Here is a 16,244-nt window from a genome sequence, read left to right as displayed (position 1 = left end):
TCAATTTTCTATGCATGCAAATGCCAGCCGTCAACGCAATGACGAGTCTTCCAGTTCCGCCAGCAACTCGGCCCCTCGCGCCACCTGCAGCGCCGTGATCACATCGTCCAGGTCGCCTTCCATGATGGCCAGCAGCTTGTACAGCGTCAGGTTGATGCGGTGGTCGGTCAGCCGCCCCTGCGGAAAGTTGTAGGTTCGGATGCGGTCGCTGCGGTCTCCGCTGCCGATCAGTCCCTTGCGCATGGCCGCGTCCTTGGCGGCTTGCGCCGAGCGTTCTCTTTCATGGATGCGGGCCGTGAGCACCTTCATGGCCTGGGCCTTGTTGCCGTGCTGGCTGCGGCCTTCCTGGCACTCGGCCACGATGCCGGTCGGAAGGTGGGTGATGCGTACCGCCGAATCCGTCTTGTTGATGTGCTGGCCGCCGGCCCCGCTGGCGCGGTAGGTGTCAATCCGCAGGTCGGCCGGGTTGATCTGGATCGCCACGGCCTCGTCGGGTTCGGGCAGCACGGCCACGGTGCAGGCGCTGGTGTGGATGCGGCCCTGGGTTTCAGTCGCGGGCACGCGCTGCACGCGGTGGCCGCCTGACTCAAAACGCAGCTTGCCGTAGACGCCCACGCCCGTCGCATCCGGGGGACCGTCGATGCGCAGCACCACTTCCTTGTAGCCACCCAGCTCGCCCTGTGATTCGCTGATGACCTCGACCTGCCAGCGGTTGCGCTCGGCATACCGGGTGTACAGCCGAAACAGATCGCCCGCAAACAGCGCGGATTCGTCGCCGCCCGTGCCGGCGCGGATCTCGATGAACGCCGCCCGCGCGTCATCCGGGTCCTTGGGAATCAGCATCAACTGCAGATCCTGGTCCAGCTTGGCGATATCGGCCTTGGCGGCGGCGATCTCTTCCTCGGCCATGTCTGCCATCTCGGGATCTGCTTTGGCTTCAAGCAGCATGCTCTCGGCACTGGCCAGGTCGGCTTCGCGGCTCGTCAGCTGGTTGTACTGATCGGCCAGCACGCTGGTTTCGGCATGTTCCCGGGTCAGGGCTCGAAAGCGTGCCAGGTCGCTGACCACGTCGCTGGCAGACAGCAGGGCATCCAGCTCATGCAGACGCAAAAGCTGGCGGTCCAGGGTTTGGCGAAGAAACGGTTTCATGGAATAGGGGGGCTTCTAGGGCCAAAAAATAAGGGGGCAGGCTGGCGAAGTGGCCGGCAAGAAAAGGTGGTTGCCGTCAGCAGGGGCTGCGGCAGCAAGAAAAAAAGCCCCGGCGCTAACGCTCTTTGTGTTCTTTGGGCAGCTGGCCGCGCAAAAAAAGCTTGGACACAGTGTGCGCGGTGGCTTCGCGGCTTTGCGCGTCGCCGGCATGCAGTTCTGCCAGTGTGCCGTGCAGCATTTTTTGCGTGAGGCCACGCGACAGCGCTTCCAGCACCGCATCAATGGGCTCGCCTTTGGCCAGCAGTTTTTTGGCGCGCACGATTTCCATGGCTCGCCAGCTGTCGGCTTGTGCATTGATTTGCTGGATCAGCGGAACGCTCCCCCGCTGGCCCAGCCAGTGCATGAAGTTCTGCACCCCTGCATCGATGATGACCTCGGCCTGGGCGACGGCGGCCTGCCGGCTGTCCTTGCCGGTTTGCACCACATGCGCCAGGTCGTCCACGGTGTAGAGGTAGACATCGGGCAGATCCTTGACTTCAGGTTCGATGTCGCGCGGCACGGCCAGATCGACCATGAAGATGGGACGGTGCTTGCGCAGCTTGAGTGCGCGCTCCACCGCACCCAGGCCAATGATGGGCAGGGTGCTGGCGGTGCAGCTGATCACGGCGTCAAATTCGTGCAGGCGGCTGGGCAAGTCGCCCAGGCGCATGACCTCGGCGCCAAACCGGCTGGCGAGCTTTTCGCCACGCTCCAGCGTGCGGTTGGCAATGGCCATGGCTTTGGGGGTTTTGGCGGCAAAGTGGGTCGCTGCCAGGTCAATCATTTCGCCTGCGCCGACAAACAGTACCCGGATGTCGCCCAGGTCTTCAAACAGCTGGCCGGCCAGCCGTACCGCCGCCGCCGCCATGCTGATGCTGTGGGCGCCAATTTCGGTGCTGGTGCGGACCTCTTTGGCCACCGCAAAAGAGCGCTGAAACAGCTGGTGAAGCGTGGTGCCCATGGCGCCCGCACCCTCGGCGGCACGCATCGCGTCTTTCATCTGCCCCAGAATCTGCGGCTCGCCCAGCACCATGGAATCCAGCCCGCTGGCCACGCGAAAGGCGTGGCGTGCGGCCTGGTCGCCCTGCAGGGTGTAGGCGTGCGCGCGCAGCAGCTCGGTTGAGACGCCGCCGCTGTGCGCCAGCCACTCCATCGTGTGCGTCAGATCGCTGTGGTCGCCAGCGCAGTAGATCTCGGTGCGGTTGCAGGTTGACAGCAGCGCCGCTTCCGGGGGGCGTGCCAGTGACGCGCGCAAGCCGCGCAAGGTCGGCTCGATCTGGTCGATGGCATAGGCGAATCGCCCACGCAAATCGAGGGGGGCGGTGTGATGGTTTAGCCCTAGGGCCCAGACTGACATGTGCTGATTATAAAATTGAAGTTGGCAAGAAGGGGCACGGACTCCGTCAATCTCCTTGGCGGCCCTATTCACAGGCGGTGTTCAGGGGGTCTTGTCGGGTTTCTTGTCGATTTTTGAATGGCTGTCAATGAGTGCTTACCTGCTGATCAACCACTTGCTCAATTTCATGGCGCCTGCAGCGCTGCTGGCGTTGCTGTTGGTGGTTTTGCCGCGTTTTTTTCTTGGATTTTTTTCTTCAAAAAGGCCTGTGGCCAAATCCTGGTGGTGGCAGGTAGCTATTAATTTTGTAGTGGGCATGCTGCTGCTGCTAGCCGGACTGGTACTGTTGGGCCGGGATGGGAAAATGCTCACCTACGTCGGTCTGGTGTTAGGGATGGCCACCAGCCAGTGGTGGCTGCTGGGTGGCTGGAAAAAATAGCGGGCGGCGACAGCGCCGGCTGCACCGCGCAGCTGGCTTGACCTGAGTCAACGAAGTCGCGGGCGGGCTCGCGTCCGTCGGCAACGCTCAGGCGGGGCGGAACAGATCGATCCGGTCGGTGATGATGCCGTCCGTACCCAGCGCGACGAGGCGCTGGGCGGCCGCTTCGTCGTTGACGGTATAGCTCAAGGCCCGTAATCCGGCCGTCTGGACCTGGGCTACGGTGGTGGTGTTCCATAGCGCATGGTGGCAGACCACGGCCACACAGCCCAGCGCGCGCGCAGAATCCAGCCAGTCGTCCCGCAGCGTGTCCAGCAACAGGCCGCGCGGCAGGCCGGGGGCGGCGTCGCTTGCGCCCTGAAGCGCTTCGGGGGAGAACGAGGTCAGGAACGGCGGCAGGGCAGCACTTTGCCAGAGTTGCGCTGCATGAGCGGCCACCACCCCGCCCGTGTGCCGCTCCGTGCCCGGTGTGGGTTTGATTTCTATGTTCAATGCATGGCCGTTCGCCAGGCAAAAGCGCGCCGCGTTGTCCAGCGTCGCCAGGGGCTCGCCTGCGTAGGCGCCTGAGTGCCAGCTGCCCGCGTCGAGCTGCGACAACGCAGACCAGGCGTGCTCGCCGCCCACCGCGCTGGCGCCTGCCGCCAGGCGCGTGTGCGCATTGGTCGTTCGTGCGAGCGTGGCGTCATGCATGAGAAACGGTACGCCGTCGGCACTGAGTTTGGCATCGCATTCAAACATGCGGTAGCCGTACTGCGCGCCCAGCCGGAACGCTGCGAGCGTGTTTTCAGGCGCGAGTGTTCCGGCGCCGCGGTGGGCAATCCAGAACGGATAAGGCCAGGGCGTGGTGTTGATTTCCGGGGGTATCGGGTGTCTGAGCATCATGGCGGCCTTTGCATGAGGGCTATTAGAGCGTGCCTGCTCTGACGATGGGGCTGCGGTAACATAGCGCCGCAGCGCTGGAGGTCGGTCCGAAGCGACTGTCTTTTCATCATGAACGCTCCTATTACCTTACAAGAATTAAATGTTTTTGCGAATGACGCAAAGCAAGACGAAGCCCGCATTCGCGAGATTCCCTACAACTACACGTCCTTTTCCGATCGCGAAGTCGTCATTCGCCTTCTGGGTGCAAGGGCCTGGGACCTTCTGAATCGGCTGCGGGACGAGCGCCGCACGGGGCGGTCCGCGCGCATGCTGTATGAGGTGCTGGGTGACGTCTGGGTGGTCCAGCGCAACCCGTATCTTCAGGATGACTTGCTTGAGAATCCCAAGCGCCGGAAATTGCTGGTGGACGCCCTGCAGCACCGCCTCTCCGAGGTTGAAAAACGCCGGACGCCTGATGCCGACAGCCAGCGCGATGCCATCGTCGGCGACTTGCTGGAAGCGGCCCGGGGCGCGGTGAGCCGCTTTTCGGCCTCGTTCGAGGAAATGGCCGCCCTTCGTCAGCAGACCGAGCGCAAGCTGCGCAAGCTGACCCTGAAGGACAACGTCAAGTTCGACGGCCTGTCCCGCGTGTCGCATGTGACCGACGCGACCGACTGGCGCGTCGAATATCCGTTTGTGGTGCTCACGCCCGACACCGAAACCGAGATGGCCGGGCTGGTCAAGGCCTGCATCGAGCTGGGGCTGACGATTGTTCCGCGCGGCGGCGGCACCGGCTACACCGGCGGCGCGATTCCGCTGACCTGGAAATCGGCCGTCATCAACACCGAAAAGCTCGAAGCCATGACCGAGGTCGAAATGGTCTCGCTGCCCGGCCTGGACCAGCCGGTCGCCACGGTCTGGACCGAGGCCGGCGTCGTCACGCAGCGCGTGGCCGATGCGGCGGAACGCGGCGGTTTTGTGTTCGCGGTCGATCCGACCTCGGCCGAGGCGTCCTGCATAGGTGGCAACATTGCGATGAATGCGGGCGGCAAGAAGGCCGTGCTGTGGGGCACGGCGCTGGACAACCTGGCGTCGTGGCGCATGGTGACGCCCGACGCGCAGTGGCTGGAAGTGACCCGCGTGGGCCACAACCTGGGCAAGATCCACGACGCCGAGATGGCGAGTTTTGACCTGAACTATTTTGAGGCCGACGGCAAGACGCCGATCCGCACCGAGCGGCTTGACATTCCCGGCAAGACCTTCCGCAAGGAAGGCCTGGGCAAGGACGTCACCGACAAGTTTTTGAGCGGCCTGCCCGGCATCCAGAAAGAAGGCTGCGACGGCCTGATCACCAGCGCACGCTGGATCGTGCACCGCATGCCGGCGCACACCCGCACGGTCTGCCTGGAGTTTTTCGGCAATGCCAAGGACGCGGTTCCCAGCATCGTCGAGATCAAGGACTTCATGTTCGCCGAGCAAAAATGCGGCGGCGCCATCCTGGCCGGACTGGAGCACCTGGACGACCGTTACCTGAAGGCGGTCGGTTATGCGACCAAGTCCAAGACCCACGGCGGCCTGCCGAAAATGGTGTTGTTCGGCGACATCGCCGGCGACGACGCCGACGCGGTGGCGCGCGCGACCTCGGAAGTCGTGCGCATCGCCAATTCGCGCCGCGGCGAAGGCTTTGTCGCCATCAGCCCGGATGCGCGCAAGAAATTCTGGCTGGACCGCAAGCGCACGGCGGCCATTTCGCGCCACACCAACGCCTTCAAGATCAATGAAGACGTGGTGATCCCGCTGCCGCGCATGGCCGAATACACCGACGGCATCGAGCAGATCAATATCGAACTGAGCCTGCGCAACAAGATCAGGCTGTGCGACGAGCTGGACGCCTTCTTCCGCAAGGGCAAGCTGCCCTTGGGCAAGTCGGACGACGCCAACGACATTCCGTCAGCCGAGTTGCTGGAAGACCGGGTCGCCCAGGCGCTGGACATGATTGCCGACGTACGCGCCCTCTGGGCCGGCTGGCTGCAGGACGTACCAGCCCTGTTCCCGCAGTTGCAGGACCACACGCTGCGCGCCAGCTGGAAAACCCAGATTCGGGCCCGGCTGCAGGCGATCTTCAGCGGCGGTGCGTTTTTGCCGATTCTTGAGGAATGCAACGCCATTCACAAGCGCGTGCTCAAGGGCCGCGTATGGGCCGCCCTGCACATGCATGCGGGCGACGGCAATGTGCACACCAACCTGCCGGTCAACAGCGACGACTATGAAATGCTGCAAACCGCCCATGAAGCGGTCGCGCGCATCATGGTGCTGGCGCGCTCGCTCGACGGCGTGATTTCCGGCGAACACGGCATTGGCATCACCAAGCTCGAATTCCTGACCGACGAGGAACTGCGCCCCTTCACGGAATACAAGCAGCGGATTGATCCGGAAGGGCGCTTTAACAAAGGCAAGTTGCTACGAAATACAGAGCTACTTGCCGCCGGTAATCATGGGCTGCAGGCCGATTTGACCAATGCCTACACGCCGAGCTTTGGCCTGATGGGCCACGAGTCGCTGATCATGCAGCAAAGCGACATCGGCGCGATTGCCGACAGCGTCAAAGACTGCCTGCGCTGCGGCAAATGCAAGCCGGTATGCGCCACCCATGTGCCGCGCGCCAACCTGCTGTACAGCCCGCGCAACAAGATCCTGGCCACCTCGCTGCTGGTGGAGGCCTTTTTGTACGAAGAGCAAACCCGGCGCGGCATCAGCATCAAGCACTGGGAAGAGTTTGAGGATGTGGCCGACCATTGCACGCTGTGCCACAAGTGCCTGACCCCTTGCCCTGTGGATATCGACTTTGGCCAGGTGTCGATGAACATGCGTAACTTGCTGCGCAAGATGGGCCAGAAGTCCTTCAGGCCGGGCAATGCGGCTGCCATGTTCTTTCTCAATGCCAGCAATCCGCAAACCATCAAGGTCATGCGCAGCGCCATGGTGGGCGTGGGCTTCAAGGCCCAGCGCCTGGCCAACGACTTGCTGGGCCGCCTGGCGCGCAAGCAGACGGCCAAGCCGCCGGCCTCTGTGGGCAAGCCGCCGATCAAGGAGCAGGTGATTCACTTCATCAACAAGAAAATGCCCGGTGGCCTGCCCAAGAAAACCGCGCGTGCCTTGCTTGATATTGAGGACAAGGATTACGTGCCCATCATCCGGCATCCGAAAAACACCACGGCTGAAACCGAAGCGGTGTTTTATTTCCCGGGTTGCGGGTCGGAGCGCCTGTTTTCCCAGGTCGGCCTGGCAACGCAGGCCATGCTCTGGCACGCCGGCGTGCAGACCGTGCTGCCGCCGGGCTACCTGTGCTGCGGTTATCCGCAGCGCGGCAGCGGCGACCTGGACAAGGCCGACAAGATCATCACCGACAACCGCGTGCTGTTCCACCGTGTCGCCAACACCCTCAATTACCTCGATATCAAGACCGTGGTGGTCAGTTGCGGCACCTGCTACGACCAGCTCCAGGGCTATGAATTCGACAAGATTTTCCCGGGTAGCCGGATCATCGATATTCACGAGTACCTGCTGGAAAAGGGCATCACGCTGCGCACCGACGAGCCGGGCAAGGGCTATCTTTACCACGATCCCTGCCACAGCCCGATGAAGCTTCAGGAGCCGATGAAGACCGTCAAGGCCTTGCTTGGCGACAACGTGCTCAAGAACGAGCGCTGCTGCGGCGAGTCCGGGACGCTGGGCGTGACGCGGCCCGATATTTCGACCCAGATCCGCTTTCGCAAGGAAGAGGAGCTGAAAAAGGGCGAAGTCGCGCTACGGGCGTCGGGCGCCTTGGGCGAGCAGGAAAACGTCAAGATACTGACCAGCTGCCCGAGCTGCCTGCAGGGCCTGTCGCGCTACGGCGATGACATGAAGAATGGCTTGCTCGAAGCCGATTACATCGTGGTCGAAATGGCCAACCAGATTCTGGGCAAGCAATGGCTGCCGGAGTATGTGGAAGCGGCCAACCAGGGTGGGATCGAACGGGTTCTGGTGTAAGTGGCCATGAACGCCAGCGACTGCCCCCTGTGCGAGACCGACGGTGGCCTGCTGGTGTTCCGGGACGGGCTGCTGCGCGTCATTCAGGCCAGCGAGGCGGGTTTCCCTGCCTTTTACCGCGTGGTGTGGACCCAGCATGTGGCCGAGTTTTCCGATCTTTCGCCGGCGGAGCGCGGCACCTGCATGAATGCCGTCGTGGCGGTGGAGCGGGTGCTGCGCGCCGAATTACAGCCCACCAAGATCAACCTGGCAGCGCTGGGCAATATGGTGCCCCACCTGCATTGGCATGTGATTGCCCGCTTCGACTGGGACAGCCACTTTCCGGCGCCGGTCTGGGGCGGGCCGCAGCGACCGCTGGACGCGGAAAAGCTGGCGTCCCTCGCAGCGCGCTGCCGGGATGTCAACCGCCTGATCGCTGACGAACTGGCGCGCTGACGCCCTCGAACCTTTAATTTTTCAGAAAGTGATGTATCACCATGGCAGGTCTTCAAGCAGGCGCACCGACGCCCACGGCACTGACGCTTCACAACCAGTCGCGTATTCTTGAAATCGCTTTTTCGGACGGCGCTCAGTTCCGTATTCCGTTTGAGCTGATGCGCGTGTACTCGCCGTCTGCAGAGGTGCAGGGACATGGCCCGGGGCAAGAGGTGTTGCAGACCGGCAAGCGCGAGGTGAATGTGGTGGAACTGGAGCCTACCGGCAACTACGCGGTCAAGCCGGTTTTCTCTGATGGCCATGAAAGCGGCATCTTTTCCTGGGACTACCTGTATTTTCTGGGGTCGGAGCAAAGCCGCTTGTGGGACGACTACACGCGCCGGCTTGAGGCGGCCGGCCAGAACCGTGATGCGCCCATGGTTGTCGCAAGCGCGCATGCCTGCGGCAGTCACTGACAATTCCCCGAAAGCGCCCCCCTGCATTCGCCGCTTCAGGCGAGTTGACGCAGCGCACGGCCAGTGTTGTTTTCAACCATAAAATTCGGCAATACCCTGTATCTTTACAGGGGTGTCGTAATCAATCCGGGCTTTGCCCTCTAGCATCCAATTTATGACCAAAACCCATTTCGGCTTTGAATCTGTTGACGAGCAGGACAAGGCGCGCCGCGTGCGCGGTGTGTTCGACTCCGTGGCCCCAAAGTACGACGTCATGAACGATTTGATGTCGATGGGCTTGCACCGGGCCTGGAAGGCCTACACCGTGCTGGTGGCCAACGTCAAGGAAGGCCAGCAGGTGCTGGATATCGCGGGCGGCACGGGGGACTTGTCGCTGGCGTTTGCGCCCAAGGTGGGTGCCAGCGGGCGTGTGGTGCACACCGACATCAACGAAGCCATGCTCAGGGAAGGGCGCAACCGGTTGCTGGATGCCGGTGTGAGCCTGCCGACGCTGGTGTGTGATGCGGAGAAATTGCCGTTTCCCGATGCCAGTTTTGACCTGGTTACGGTGGCTTTCGGGCTGCGCAACATGACGCACAAGGAAGATGCGCTGCGCGAAATGAACCGTGTGCTCAAGCCTGGCGGCAAGCTGCTGGTGCTAGAGTTTTCCAAAGTGGCCAAGCCGCTGGAGAAGATTTATGACTGGTATTCCTTCAAGGTATTACCCCGAATTGGCAAACTGGTGGCCAACGACGACTCCAGCTACCAGTACCTGGCCGAGTCGATTCGCATGCATCCGGGGCAGGAGGAGCTGAAAGCCCTTATGCGTAATAGTGGTTTTGGCCATGTGGACTATCACAACATGGCGGGCGGCGTAGTGGCGTTGCATGTTGGAATCAAGTGTTGAATTTAACTAGAGGAGACGTTATGAAACTTTGGTCTGGAATTTTGGCTGTCGTATTGACAGCAGGCATGCTTTTGGCGGGTTCGCCCGCAGAAGCCAAACGCATGGGGGGCGGCAGCTCGATTGGCCGGCAATCGACCAATGTGACGCCGCGTCAGGCGACGCCGCCAACCCAGAACGCAGCGCCAGCAGCCGGTGCTGCTGCAGCGCCCAAGAAACCTTGGGGCGCGATGCTCGGCGGCCTGGCTGCAGGTCTGGGGCTGGCCTGGCTGGCCTCGTCACTGGGTCTGGGTGGCGCTTTTGGGCAGATCATCATGTTTGCCTTGCTGGCGCTGGTGATCATGGTGGTCATTGGTTTTGTCATGCGCAAGCTCAAGGGCGGGGCGGCAAACAGTGCCGCTGCAACACGCACCCAGCCGCCTTTTGCTTTTCAAGGCGCAGGAAGTGCCGATACACCCAGGAGCTACAGCCCTGCAAATGTAGGCAATGACGCGTCAGCCCGCCCGTGGGAGCGCAGCAGCATGGCGTTTGATGCCAACAAGAACGAATCCGCCGCCTCCGCGGGAGGATCCGTCATCGGGTCGGCATTGCTGGGAGCCCAGACTTGGGGCGTGCCTGCAGGGTTTGATACCGAGGGCTTTCTCAAGGCGTGCAAAGCCAATTTCGTGACGCTGCAAGACGCCTGGGACCGCTCCGACCTCCAGAGCTTGCGCGCCATGATGACGGACGACATGCTGGCGCAGATCAAAACGCAGTTGGCGGACCGCGAGTCGCATACCGGCGGCGTGCCCAACAAAACCGAGGTCGTGATGATTGATGCCCAGTTGCTGGGCATTGAAGAACTGGATGACGTTTACATGGCCAGCGTGGAGTTCTCCGGAATGATCCGTGAAGACGATTCCGGCGCCAGCCCTTTCCGCGAAGTCTGGAACATGACCAAGCCCCGGACTGGCAGTGGCGGCTGGCTGGTGGCCGGCGTGCAGGCGCTGCAGTAACTTGATCGCGGCTGGCGGTGGAGGCTGCCGCCTCCTTGCTGGCGCGCAAATGGTTTTTGCGTGATGGTGAAGCCCACAAAGTGACAGGGAAGTGAGGGGTCTGCGCCAGCGAAGGCTTTTTTATCCTGCAAAATCGGGGACTTATGAATAACTCGTCCCCTTTTCCCTCCCTGGAGTCCATCGCCGGCCGTTTTCAGCCCCCCGCCTGGGTGGTGGATGAGGGACAGCAGCGCCTCGTGCTGTTTCTAAACCATGTCTTGATGCAGGAAAAGCAGGCCCAAGACAGGCTCTTACGTCAAAAAGGCCGCGTGGTTCACATTCAGTGGGGGCTGTTCACGCTGTATCTGGTCGTCACGCCGGCCGGCCTTGTAGACCGTGCGCCAGCCGCCACCAAGCCGGATTTACTGCTTTCCGTGGCCACCGCTTCCCCTCTTGTGATCGTGCAGTCGGTGTTGGCCGGCAAACCCCCTCCCGTCAAGATTGACGGCGATGTGCAATTGGCCGCCGAATTGGGCTGGCTGGCGGAAAACCTTCGCTGGGATGCGGAAGAAGATTTGTCCCGACTGATTGGTGACGCGCCCGCCCATGCGCTGGCCGATGTGGCGGGGCGTTTGCTGACCGGCCTGAAGCAGTTCCTGGCCCAGGGACCACTTTCCCAGTCATCGCCCTCGTCCTCGTTTTCAAGCCCGGCGCCCGAACGCAGCGACGGGCCGCCCCAGGCAAGTTCCGCACCCTCGGGGGGCAGCGCAGTGCGCGAAGCGACAAGCGTTGGGGCAAGTTCCACTACGAAGGCCTCTGCATGAGCCGGATTTCCAGGGGCGTGTTCATCGTCTGGACGGTATTGCGCTTCGGTCTTGATGAACTGGTGCTGTCCAGCTTTGAAAAACCCTGGATTCGCCTGCTGACCCGCGTTGTCTCCATGGGGCGAAACCTGAAGGCGCCGCGTGGCGAGCGTCTTCGCGAGGCGCTTGAACGGCTGGGACCGATTTTCGTCAAGTTCGGGCAGGTGATGTCCACGCGCCGGGACTTGCTGCCGTCCGATATCGCGGACGAGCTGGCACGGCTTCAGGACCGTGTGCCGCCCTTTGACTCTGTCGTTGCAGTGGCCATCATTGAAAAGGCCTTTGGCCGGCCGCTGGACCGTATTTTTGCAACATTCGAACACAAGCCTGTGGCCAGCGCGTCGATTGCCCAGGTTCACTTTGCCACGCTGCCCGATGGGCGTGAGGTCGCGGTCAAGGTGTTGCGGCCCAACATGCGGCCTGCGATTGAAAAAGACCTGGCGCTGATGCGCATGATGGCTGGCTGGCTGGAAAGCGCATCGGCCGACGGCAAACGCCTCAAACCGCGCGAAGTCGTGGCGGAGTTTGACAAGTACCTGCATGACGAGCTTGACCTGGTGCGCGAGGCGTCCAACGCAGCGCAGTTGCGCCGCAACATGCAAAGCCTCAATCTCGTGATGATTCCCGAGATGTACTGGGACTACTGCATGCCCGATGTCATGGTGATGCAGCGCATGAAAGGCGTTCCCATCGGCCAGACGCAGCGCCTTCGGGATGCGGGCGTCGACATGAAAAAGCTGGCGCGCGATGGCGTGACCATTTTCTTCACGCAGGTGTTTCGTGATGGTTTTTTTCATGCCGACATGCATCCGGGCAATATTCAGGTCAGCCTGGAACCCGCCACGTTCGGACGTTATATCTCGCTTGATTTCGGGATTGTCGGTACCCTGACCGAGGTTGACAAAGAGTACCTGGCGCAAAATTTCAGTGCTTTCTTCCAGCGCGACTACAAGCGCGTGGCCGAACTGCATATCGAGTCGGGCTGGGTGCCGGGCAAAACCCGGGTGGACGAACTCGAGGCCGCCATCCGCGCCTGCTGCGAGCCCTATTTCGACCGTCCCCTCAAGGAGCTGTCGCTTGGGATGGTGCTGATGCGGCTGTTTCAGACCTCGCGCCGTTTTCAGGTGGAAATCCAGCCACAACTGGTGCTGCTGCAAAAAACCCTGCTCAACATTGAAGGCCTGGGACGGGAACTGGACCCCGACCTGGACCTCTGGAGCACGGCCAAGCCGTTTCTGGAGCGGTGGATGATGGAGCAGGTGGGCCCCGAAAAGCTTCTGGCCCAACTCAAGGCCGAAGCGCCCACCTACGCCAAGCTGTTGCCTGGCTTGCCGCGTTTGCTGACACAGTACCTGAAATCGCCGCCAGGCATCCACCGTCGTGAACTTGACGAATTGCTGGCCGAGCAAAAGCGGACCAATAAACTGCTGCAAGGCCTGATTTATGGCGGATTGGGATTTGTGTTGGGGCTGATGGTGATGCAGGTGGTGCTCAGGATACGGGTATTTTGAAGCCAGGCTGACGGCCGGGGTCAAGCTCTATAATGTTTGGTTTTGCGTAGTCCCGCATGTTGCGGGCGCAAACTCCCCGTACAAAACCTCTAGCACTATGCCTATTTACGCCTATAAATGCGAGTCCTGCGGGTTTGCCAAGGACGTTTTGCAAAAAATGTCGGATGCGCCCCTGACCGATTGCCCGCAATGCGGCGCCGCCAGCTTCAAAAAACAGGTGACGGCAGCCGGCTTTCAGCTCAAGGGCTCGGGTTGGTATGTGACTGATTTCCGCGGCGGCGACAGCAAGCCACAGACTTCCAAGCCTGCTGATACCAAGGCCTCAGAGGCGAGCGGTTCAGACAGTAAAACGTCGGATTCCGGCAGCGCGGCGGCTCCCGCCAGTACCGCAGCAGCCCCCGCATCCACGCCGGCCGCACCCGCCAGCAAGGGCGGCAGCGGCGACTCTTCCTCCAAAGCCTGATAATGAGCTCTGTTCGCCGATGGCTTCTGTCCGGGCTGCTGGTGCTGGTGCCTCTGGCGATCACCTTGTTTGTACTCGACTGGATTGTTGGCGTGCTGGATCAGACCTTGCTGATTCTGCCCGTTGCCTGGCATCCAGACCGGCTGCTCGGTCTTCATATTCCTGGTTTTGGCGTGCTGCTCACGCTGGTGATTGTGTTGTTGATGGGCGCCATCGCGAGCAATTTTCTGGGAAAAAGGCTGGTACTTCTGGGCAATGCGCTGCTGAGCCGAATCCCCATCGTGCGTTCCATCTATTCCAGCGTGAAGCAGGTGTCCGACACGCTTTTCTCCGAAAACGGCCACGCGTTTCGCAAGGCCCTGCTGGTGCAGTGGCCCCGTGAGGGCGTCTGGACCATTGGTTTTCTGACGGGCATGCCGGGTGGGGATGTGGCCAACCATCTGCATGGCGACTACCTGAGTGTCTATGTCCCGACGACGCCCAATCCTACGGGCGGCTACTTCGTCATGCTGAAAAGGTCAGAGTGCATTGAACTCAAAATGAGTGTCGACCAGGCGCTCACCTACGTCATTTCCATGGGTGTCGTGGTTCCCTCCCGGCCTGCCGCCCCACCACTGAATCCGCCCCTGTAAAAGGCTGGATTGCATCACTGCGCAACAGGCGCTGAAAGTTCGAGAATTTTTATGGCTATCGCTGAAACACAAGTTGCTCCAATGCGTTCAAATTATTGCGGTCTGGTGACCGAGAGTCTCATGGGCCAGAGCGTCAGCCTGTGCGGCTGGGTCAACCGCCGGCGCGACCACGGCGGCGTGATTTTTATTGACCTGCGTGACCGCGAGGGTTATGTGCAGGTGGTGTGCGACCCCGACCGCGCCGACATGTTCGCCACCGCCGAAGGCGTGCGCAACGAGTTCTGCGTCCAGATCAAGGGGCTGGTGCGCGCCCGTCCTGACGGCACGACCAACGACAGCCTCAAAAGCGGCAAGGTCGAAGTGCTGTGCCATGAACTGATCGTGCTAAACCCCAGCGTCACGCCACCGTTCCAGCTCGATGATGACAACCTGTCCGAGACGACGCGCCTCACGCACCGCGTGCTGGACCTGCGCCGCTCCTACATGCAAAACAACCTGATGCTGCGCTACCGCGTGGCGATGGAAACCCGCAAGTTCCTCGATGCCAACGGGTTCATCGACATTGAAACCCCGATGCTGACCAAAAGCACGCCCGAGGGTGCACGCGATTACCTGGTGCCCAGCCGCGTCAATGAAGGCCAGTTTTTTGCCCTGCCGCAAAGTCCGCAGCTGTTCAAGCAGTTGCTGATGGTGGCCGGCTTTGACCGCTACTACCAGATCACCAAGTGCTTTCGCGACGAAGATTTGCGCGCCGACCGCCAGCCGGAGTTCACGCAGATCGATATCGAGACGTCCTTCCTGGGCGAGCAGGAAATCCGGGACATGTTCCAGGGCATGATCAGCAACATCTTCAAGACCGTGCTGAACACGGACCTGGGCGAGTTCCCCGTCATGGCCTATGCCGATGCCATGCACCGCTTCGGCTCCGACAAACCCGACCTGCGCGTGAGCATGGAGTTCACCGAGCTGACCGACGTCATGGCGGACGTGGACTTCAAGGTGTTCAGCGCACCCGCCACGACCGCCGGCGGCCGGGTGGTCGCCCTGCGCGTGCCGGGTGGTGCTGAAATGAGCCGCAGCGAGATTGATGGCTACACCGAGTTCGTCAAGATCTACGGCGCCAAGGGCCTGGCCTGGATCAAGGTCAACGACGTCAGCAAGGGCCGTGAAGGCTTGCAGAGCCCTATCGTCAAGAATATTCACGATGCGGCGATTGCCGAAATCCTCACGCGCACCGGTGCGCAGAACGGCGACCTGCTGTTCTTTGGTGCCGACAAGGCCAAGGTGGTGAACGACAGCATTGGCGCCCTGCGCGTCAAGGTCGGTCACAGTGAACTCGGTAAAAAGACCGGCTTGTTCACCAAGGGCTGGAAGCCGCTGTGGGTGGTTGATTTTCCGATGTTCGAGTTCGACGAGGGCGGCCAGCGCTGGAGCGCCGTGCACCATCCCTTCACGGCACCCAAGGATGGCCATGAAGACTGGATGGACACCGATCCCGGTCGCTGCATCGCCAAGGCCTACGACATGGTGCTCAACGGCTGGGAACTCGGCGGCGGATCGGTTCGTATCCACCGCGCAGAGGTGCAGAGCAAGGTGTTCAATGCGCTGAAGATTGGCCCCGAGGAAGCGCAAGAGAAGTTCGGCTTCCTGCTCGACGCCCTGCAGTACGGCGCGCCGCCGCACGGTGGCCTGGCCTTCGGCCTGGACCGCATCGTGACCATGATGACCGGTGCCGAGTCGATCCGTGACGTGATTGCCTTCCCCAAGACCCAGCGCGCCCAGTGCCTGCTGACCCATGCGCCCAGCCCGGTCGATGAGAAGCAGTTGCGTGAACTGCACATCCGCCTGCGCAATCCGCAGCCAGCTGCATAAGCCGCTGCTGCTAAATCGCGACAAGGGGATAGCTTGTGAAGGCATTCAAGATCCCCGAGTCAGTGCTGGTGGTGATTTACACGCCCCAGCGCGATGTGCTGCTGATCGAGCGCGCCGACCATCCGGGCTTCTGGCAAAGTGTCACGGGCTCCAAAGACACGCTGGACGAGCCCATGCTGCAAACGGCTCAGCGCGAGGTGACGGAAGAAACCGGCCTGATGGCTCCTTCTGTTCAGTGGCGAGATTGGGGGCTGTCGAATGTGTATGAAATCTACCCGGTGTGGCGTCATCGCTACGCGC

At 61.6% G+C, this 16,244-nt stretch carries 15 protein-coding genes; 12 read left to right on the top strand and 3 right to left on the bottom strand.

Translation table 11 applies throughout. From position 1 onward, the window contains the following. Positions 1-30 precede the first annotated feature (30 nt). Together prfA and hemA are read right to left on the bottom strand one after the other, a co-directional pair. A complete protein-coding gene (prfA, locus tag IV091_RS07005; RefSeq protein WP_293466925.1) occupies positions 31-1,149 on the bottom strand; it encodes a peptide chain release factor 1 in 1,119 nt (372 codons plus the stop codon). Positions 1,150-1,264: 115 nt separating this feature from the next. Further along, a complete protein-coding gene (gene hemA, locus IV091_RS07000; RefSeq protein WP_293466923.1) occupies positions 1,265-2,545 on the bottom strand; it encodes a glutamyl-tRNA reductase in 1,281 nt (426 codons plus the stop codon). A gap of 127 nt (positions 2,546-2,672) precedes the next feature. Here hemA and IV091_RS06995 point away from each other — a divergent pair, with 127 nt between their 5' ends. Continuing rightward, positions 2,673-2,963 (top strand): hypothetical protein, encoded by a 291-nt coding sequence (locus tag IV091_RS06995; protein ID WP_293466921.1) that lies wholly within the window; start codon positions 2,673-2,675, stop codon positions 2,961-2,963. Positions 2,964-3,050: 87 nt separating this feature from the next. On the opposite strand, the gene ugpQ is transcribed toward IV091_RS06995, so the two are convergent. Further along, the gene (ugpQ, locus tag IV091_RS06990) at positions 3,051-3,845 is read right to left on the bottom strand and encodes a glycerophosphodiester phosphodiesterase (protein ID WP_293466918.1); all 795 of its coding nucleotides are present in this window, start codon (positions 3,843-3,845) and stop codon (positions 3,051-3,053) included. A gap of 108 nt (positions 3,846-3,953) precedes the next feature. Between ugpQ and IV091_RS06985 the strand changes: the two genes are divergently transcribed. The 11 genes from IV091_RS06985 to nudB form a co-directional block, all read left to right on the top strand. Beyond that, on the top strand, positions 3,954-7,856 hold the full coding sequence (locus tag IV091_RS06985; RefSeq protein ID WP_293466915.1) for an FAD/FMN-binding oxidoreductase: 3,903 nt from the start codon (positions 3,954-3,956) through the stop codon (positions 7,854-7,856). Between the two features lie 6 nt (positions 7,857-7,862). Then, positions 7,863-8,291: an HIT family protein gene (locus IV091_RS06980; RefSeq protein WP_293466912.1), complete on the top strand. Its 429-nt coding sequence runs from the start codon at positions 7,863-7,865 to the stop codon at positions 8,289-8,291. Positions 8,292-8,332: 41 nt separating this feature from the next. Then, positions 8,333-8,746 (top strand): DUF971 domain-containing protein, encoded by a 414-nt coding sequence (locus IV091_RS06975; RefSeq protein ID WP_293466909.1) that lies wholly within the window; start codon positions 8,333-8,335, stop codon positions 8,744-8,746. Between the two features lie 154 nt (positions 8,747-8,900). Next, positions 8,901-9,632 (top strand): bifunctional demethylmenaquinone methyltransferase/2-methoxy-6-polyprenyl-1,4-benzoquinol methylase UbiE, encoded by a 732-nt coding sequence (ubiE, locus tag IV091_RS06970; RefSeq protein WP_293466907.1) that lies wholly within the window; start codon positions 8,901-8,903, stop codon positions 9,630-9,632. A 20-nt stretch (positions 9,633-9,652) separates the two neighbouring features. Beyond that, positions 9,653-10,624 (top strand): TIM44-like domain-containing protein, encoded by a 972-nt coding sequence (locus IV091_RS06965; RefSeq protein WP_293466904.1) that lies wholly within the window; start codon positions 9,653-9,655, stop codon positions 10,622-10,624. Positions 10,625-10,767: 143 nt separating this feature from the next. Next, the gene (locus tag IV091_RS06960; RefSeq protein ID WP_293466901.1) at positions 10,768-11,427 is read left to right on the top strand and encodes a hypothetical protein; all 660 of its coding nucleotides are present in this window, start codon (positions 10,768-10,770) and stop codon (positions 11,425-11,427) included. Continuing rightward, positions 11,424-12,977 carry a ubiquinone biosynthesis regulatory protein kinase UbiB gene (gene ubiB, locus IV091_RS06955; RefSeq protein WP_293466898.1) on the top strand — a complete coding sequence of 518 codons (1,554 nt, stop codon included), beginning with the start codon at positions 11,424-11,426 and terminating at the stop codon, positions 12,975-12,977. Before IV091_RS06960 ends, ubiB begins: the two co-directional genes overlap by 4 nt. 97 nt (positions 12,978-13,074) lie before the next feature. Beyond that, positions 13,075-13,440: an FmdB family zinc ribbon protein gene (locus tag IV091_RS06950; RefSeq protein ID WP_293466896.1), complete on the top strand. Its 366-nt coding sequence runs from the start codon at positions 13,075-13,077 to the stop codon at positions 13,438-13,440. Positions 13,441-13,442: 2 nt separating this feature from the next. Further along, positions 13,443-14,072: a DUF502 domain-containing protein gene (locus tag IV091_RS06945; protein WP_293466893.1), complete on the top strand. Its 630-nt coding sequence runs from the start codon at positions 13,443-13,445 to the stop codon at positions 14,070-14,072. Positions 14,073-14,153: 81 nt separating this feature from the next. Further along, complete coding sequence (aspS, locus tag IV091_RS06940) at positions 14,154-15,944, top strand: aspartate--tRNA ligase (protein WP_293466890.1); 1,791 nt, start codon at positions 14,154-14,156, stop codon at positions 15,942-15,944. Positions 15,945-15,979: 35 nt separating this feature from the next. Beyond that, positions 15,980-16,244, top strand: a 265-nt coding sequence (gene nudB, locus IV091_RS06935) for a dihydroneopterin triphosphate diphosphatase (protein ID WP_293466887.1), incomplete at its 3' end; no start/stop codon positions are given.

Origin of the sequence: Polaromonas sp. (assembly GCF_018780625.1) — a bacterium.
Taxonomy (GTDB): Bacteria; Pseudomonadota; Gammaproteobacteria; order Burkholderiales; family Burkholderiaceae_C; genus Polaromonas.
The sequence above is the reverse complement of the archived record's forward strand: the minus strand, read 5'-3'. Positions and strand labels throughout refer to the sequence as shown.